The organism is Viridibacillus sp. NPDC093762 (genome assembly GCF_050279675.1).
Classification (GTDB): domain Bacteria; phylum Bacillota; class Bacilli; order Bacillales_A; family Planococcaceae; genus Viridibacillus.
This window is the reverse complement of the sequence record NZ_JBNNUK010000044.1, coordinates 1-5,115: the sequence shown is the minus strand read 5'-3', so window position 1 is coordinate 5,115 and position 5,115 is coordinate 1. Positions and strand designations below refer to the sequence as shown.

Sequence of the window (5,115 nt, the reverse complement as noted above, 5' to 3'; positions counted from 1 at the left end):
AGTTATAAAAGTAAATGTAAAATGGGATGACTTTGAAGAGGCATTTGAACTGCATAATAATAGTAAATAGTAAGTAACTTTGTTGAACTAACGGGGCAGGTTAGTTCAATAAGGTGTTTGTTATATCATTTAACAATAGAAATAGATGGACGAAGAAAAAGAAGTAATACAGTTTAATATTAGTTTCGGTGATCCGTATCATAAGTAAGTGCGGTTTATGAGAAGAACCACCTAGAACATTGATGTAATAATGTTTTAGGTGGTTCTTCTCTATAAAATGAATATGAGAGTTTTTAGTTTGATAACACTAAGCTCAATATAAATTAGATTAAATTTGGTATGAAAAGATAACTTGTTCTGGGTCGCTTTGTTTCATTTGTAGGCTTTTAAAAGTTATATATTCTCGGGGCTATTTTACTCCGCTTTATTTAAAGTTTACTGACGATAAGTTGTCCTGTCGTTGCATCTATACCAACAATCCGCTGTTTTGTTTCCGATTGTCCCAATCGATATTGTAATACTTCATCGTTTTTATTTTCATCATACTGTCTAGACCATTTTAAAAAGGCATCGGCCTCTTTTAAGACAGGTATTACGTTCTCTATAGGTTGAATAGTTGGAGAATCATAGGAGTAAAGAAGTTCTAGGTCAATACGAGGAGACCTAAATGTATCGATGAAACCCGTCGCTTTGTCTACGCCAACGTAAAAATGTTCACCCTCTATTTGTAAGCCATGAGCTACGTGCAGCGGAAAAGTGAAAAATGCACGGTTCACCTCATTAAAGGTTGGTTTCTTGATTTGCAATTGTACATAAGGAACATATTCTTTAAAATATGTCGCAATAAATGTACAAGCAATATCTCGACAAGCTTCAAACGAAAGATCCAGTTCACCTGTACGCTCTTTAAACCACATGAACTCCTTTAATTTCCTTGAATGCTTATCAACCATAGCCTTCACCGTATCCTCCATACGTTCAAGCAGGAAATTTTTCATCGATTTATCTTTCGGAGCTTTCCAATCCTTTTTTCGCCATACAATGCCGAGTGTATTTTCATCCATTTCGACTTCCCGTAGCTTTTCCATACAATCTGTTACACCTATAATATTTTCAAGTGTCGTCTGTTTTTCGAGTGGTTGTACGTATGGAAACTTGGTGAAGGAAGCTACATCTTCCTCAACTTCCTCTTCAAATAATGCTTTTCCATCAATTGCATTAAATGACTGGTATACAATTGGACTCTCGTAAATCGGGTACAGGCCAGACTGTGCAACAGAATAATTGTCACTAACTAAATACTTCATAGATAAAGACCATGGGGCTTTAAATAACTGTTGTAAAATCCTGTCTTTGCTGGCAAGCTGTGTTGGGAATTTCGGTGGAGCTTTCGTGTAGCCATAGTACTTAAAATCAATGATTTCTCCGTACTTGGAAACGATTATTTTTGTGTAAAAGCTTGCAAGAGGATAGCCTCCTACAAATTGTTCATATAAAAACTTTGTTTCATCCTCTTTTTCAATGATAGTAGACTCAGTTAAATAATCTAATGCTTCAGTGTATTGCTCTGTTAAAAATTGTTCTGCAATGGCTTGCTGTTGCTGCGTTGTGACAAGTGTACCTGTTGTCGAAGGAGGTCTAGTTAAATCTAATAATTTTCCGTTCGGATCAAGTGACACTTCAATTCCATCTTCTAAATCGTCTGTCGACCACATAAATGTAGCTTGTTCGTTTGAATAATCTTCTACTAGTAATTGATAGTTATCGGGAACTGACACAAAGTTTAACGCTAATTTCGCTAGTTGTTCCTTTAGCATATGTATCACTTCTTTCTGCTTAATTGGTTTGTTCATGCGTTGTTCTAGTTGCTTTTTTAATTGGATACGACCACGATGTAAATACATTTTGATCGTATTGATTGGCTTATCTAGGAGATAGGAGATTTCTTGTACTTTAAAATCATAAAAATAAAATAATATAAGTACGGTTTGATAATCTTTTCGAAGTAAAGACAATGCCTCATGGACAAATTCGTAGTTCATTGATTGTTCTTGTTCAATTAGCCGTTGCTGTATAAGCTCGGTTTCCACTACTAGTGTACGCTTTTTTTGTCGTAGAAAAGCAAAACATTGTCGTATTAATATCTTAAACAGCCATGTAGAGAAATATTTTGGTTCTTTTAATTGATGCATAGATTTGAAAGCTTGCAGCAATGTTTCTTGTACAATGTCTGATGCGTCTTCTCTGTTACCAACATAGGAGTAAGCTTTTGCGAGAAGCTTAGACTTTTCAGCTTCTACTAGCTGCTCAAATGCTGCTTGCTGACCGTCGATAGCTGCTCTTACTAATTGTTCCATTTAAATACCTCCTATTATTGTTAGAGTAACATTTTAGATGAAAAGGTTTCACTAAATATTGATTTTTTTGTTTTTTCTTATATTTTTTAGAGAATTGCAATAATGGATGACTAAACGAGCACTTTATCAAGGTGAATGTATGTTGAAAAAATATTTTGGTAAATCAGCACTCTCGGTGAAAAAGTAAAAAATAGATACGAGCGATTTTTCATTAGAGAGATTGCTTTTTCTATTGCAACTAACGGGGCAACATTCCTTTAATAATTGAACTAATCTGCTTAGTAAACCATTTAAGTTTGTGAATAAATGCACTTAAACTAACGGGTGCTTTACTTGAAGATCATTGAGTTGCATAGGCAGCTCTTTTTTCTTCTTAAACTAACGGGGCAGGTTAGTTGTAGAAGGAATTCGAGTTTCTTCAGAAGTCGTAACAAATAAAAGGAATTCTATTTTGCAAATAGAATATGACTTAATGGCAGACGTATAAGTCTGCCAATTTTTTATTTTTTTGTAACGAAACCCTCTTAACTTAGTCTTACTTATGAAAGGAGGTTGAAATGTGACCGAATTTGAGAGTATTTATAATCAATATTTTCGAGAGGTATACTCGTTTGTACTATTATTAAGTCGTAACGAAAAGATAGCTGAAGAAATAACACAAGAAACATTTTTTAAAGCATTAAAAAACATTGATAAATTTAATGGGAAATGTAAACTCAATGTTTGGCTTTGTCAAATAGCCAAAAACACATACTTTACCTATCTCGACAAACAAAAGCGGTTTGATACAGACGAGATACCTGAAGAAAATCAAAATAGTATTGAAGAAATGATACTAAATAAAGAAGAGACTTTCCGTATTCATAAAGTCTTACGTTGCTTAGAAGAGCCTTATAAGGAAGTTTTCACGTTAAGAGTATTTGGAGAACTTTCCTTTAAACAAATAAGTGAACTTTTCGAGAGAACAGAAAGTTGGGCGAGAGTCACATTTCACCGAGCTAAACGCAAAATTCAAGACTTGCTGAGGGAGGAATAGAATTGTGTAAAGTATCATGTGAAATAGTTAAAGATTTGCTTCCATTGTATTATGACAACGTATGCAGTGATGATAGTAAAAGAATGGTAGAAGAACATCTTGTCGAGTGTGAAATTTGTAAAATAGAATTAGACAGAATACAAGCTGATTTTAAATTATCAAAAGAAGAAATTGAAAGCAATAAAAATGATGGTAATGTTATAAAAAATATATCTTCTTCCTGGAACCGTTCAAGAGCCAAATCATTTATTAAAGGGGGAATAATTAGTGCATTATTTACTTCTCTTATCATACTTGGATATTTTGGTTTATTTCATTGGAACATCACAAGCGTTCCGACTGATATGGTAGAGATAAAAAACATTAGTGAAATGGCAGATGGCAAAATTGTCTATTATGCCGAGATAAATGATGGTTATAGTTTGAATAGCATAAAATACGATATGGATGAGGAAGGTAACTTATATATCATTCCTTTACGGTCAATTATTAAGCAAGAGGCGGTACAACCACTAAGTGTTTTAGAAAAGGGATATGACTTTATTGACATTAAGGAACAAGAAATAGTTCGTGGTGAGGGGATAAAGGCATTGTATTATGGAACCCCAAAGGATAAGATTTTGATTTGGAAAAAAGGAATGGATTTGCCCAAAGCAAGCGAAGAAATAGAGAATATGTTCCACTTTAATTAAAAGAAAGGATTTTATGATCTTCCACTAACGGGTGCTTTACTTGAAGATCATTGAGTTGCATATGCAGCTCTTTTTTTCTTTATTGAACTAACGAGGCAGTTTAGTTTAATAAGGAATAGAGAAAAGTAGGTGATTAAATATGAGTTTAGCAAGCTATATTGGTTGTAACGTAGAAGTCCCACTCAGTAATGATGAAGAAAATAATTTTATTTACATTGGAGATTGTTTTTCAAATAAGTACAACAAACAAGATGTACAAAAATATCAAATTACCACACCTTTTGTATATGAAGTATCGAGTGATTGGGGAATTGAGATTTCAGAAGATATGAATCAAACAACATGTGCTGAATCAAAAAAGAAGCTAATTGCATTATGTGAAATTATGGATAGTTATCTTGAAAAAGGTGATTATTTTGAACTGTATAGTTGTTGGGGTGGCGAGGAAAAGGACAAACGAGTAGGTGACATAACTTTGAAGATAGATAAATTAAATGTTGATTTGATTGAATTACCTGAAAAAACTTTGGTGCGAATAGAGAAGTAATACTTTTTCACTAACGGGTGCTTTACTTGAAGATCATTGAGTTGCATAGGCAGCTCTTTTTTCTTCTTAAACTAACGGCGCAGGTTAGTTCAATAAGAAAACAAAAAAATCTGAATTATTATTCGAAAAAAATTGAATTATATATTCAAAATATATATAATTTAAATCAAGTCAATTAATAAATACTGAGGGAGGTACTTTGTTGAAGTATTTAAATTTAGATGAAACTGAATCAATATCATTAATAGTAGAAACATCTCCTGTTTGGGAAACCATCCTTGGGATTGCTGGATACACACATGGCCAAATAAGGCACACTTTTGATTTAGATCAAAGGTGGGAGTCATCAACTATGCCAAATACGCTTAGAGAATCATTAAACGAAATTCAAAAGACTAATTTCTGGTACAGCTTAATCTTGTTGCAAGACAAATGTTCAGCACAAACGATAGAGGAATTTTCAAATAAGCTGTTAAATATGGA

The 5,115-nt window shown here is 33.3% G+C and carries 4 protein-coding genes and 1 pseudogene; 4 read left to right on the top strand and 1 reads right to left on the bottom strand.

Going from position 1 to position 5,115, the window contains the following annotated elements:
* Positions 1 to 428: 428 nt before the first annotated feature.
* Positions 429 to 2,357 (bottom strand): sigma-70 family RNA polymerase sigma factor, encoded by a 1,929-nt coding sequence (locus tag ACQKM9_RS21715; RefSeq protein WP_427736554.1) that lies wholly within the window; start codon positions 2,355 to 2,357, stop codon positions 429 to 431.
* 559 nt (positions 2,358 to 2,916) lie between these two features.
* Between ACQKM9_RS21715 and ACQKM9_RS21710 the strand changes: the two genes are divergently transcribed.
* The 4 genes and pseudogenes from ACQKM9_RS21710 to ACQKM9_RS21695 form a co-directional block, all read left to right on the top strand.
* Positions 2,917 to 3,393: an RNA polymerase sigma factor gene (locus ACQKM9_RS21710; RefSeq protein ID WP_427736553.1), complete on the top strand. Its 477-nt coding sequence runs from the start codon at positions 2,917 to 2,919 to the stop codon at positions 3,391 to 3,393.
* Positions 3,394 to 3,395: 2 nt separating this feature from the next.
* Positions 3,396 to 4,085 (top strand): zf-HC2 domain-containing protein, encoded by a 690-nt coding sequence (locus ACQKM9_RS21705; protein ID WP_427736552.1) that lies wholly within the window; start codon positions 3,396 to 3,398, stop codon positions 4,083 to 4,085.
* 139 nt (positions 4,086 to 4,224) lie between these two features.
* Positions 4,225 to 4,632, top strand: coding sequence for a hypothetical protein (locus tag ACQKM9_RS21700; protein WP_427736551.1), 408 nt, complete (start codon positions 4,225 to 4,227; stop codon positions 4,630 to 4,632).
* A 202-nt stretch (positions 4,633 to 4,834) separates the two neighbouring features.
* Positions 4,835 to 5,115 (top strand): annotated as a pseudogene (locus ACQKM9_RS21695) (ArsR family transcriptional regulator); the annotation flags it as partial.

Bases quoted from the DNA above. Each gene is read 5' to 3' on its own strand.
- ACQKM9_RS21715 (WP_427736554.1), bottom strand. From the start codon at position 2,357: ATGGAACAATTAGTAAGAGCAGCTATCGACGGTCAGCAAGCAGCATTT.
- ACQKM9_RS21700 (WP_427736551.1), top strand. From the start codon at position 4,225: ATGAGTTTAGCAAGCTATATTGGTTGTAACGTAGAAGTCCCACTCAGT.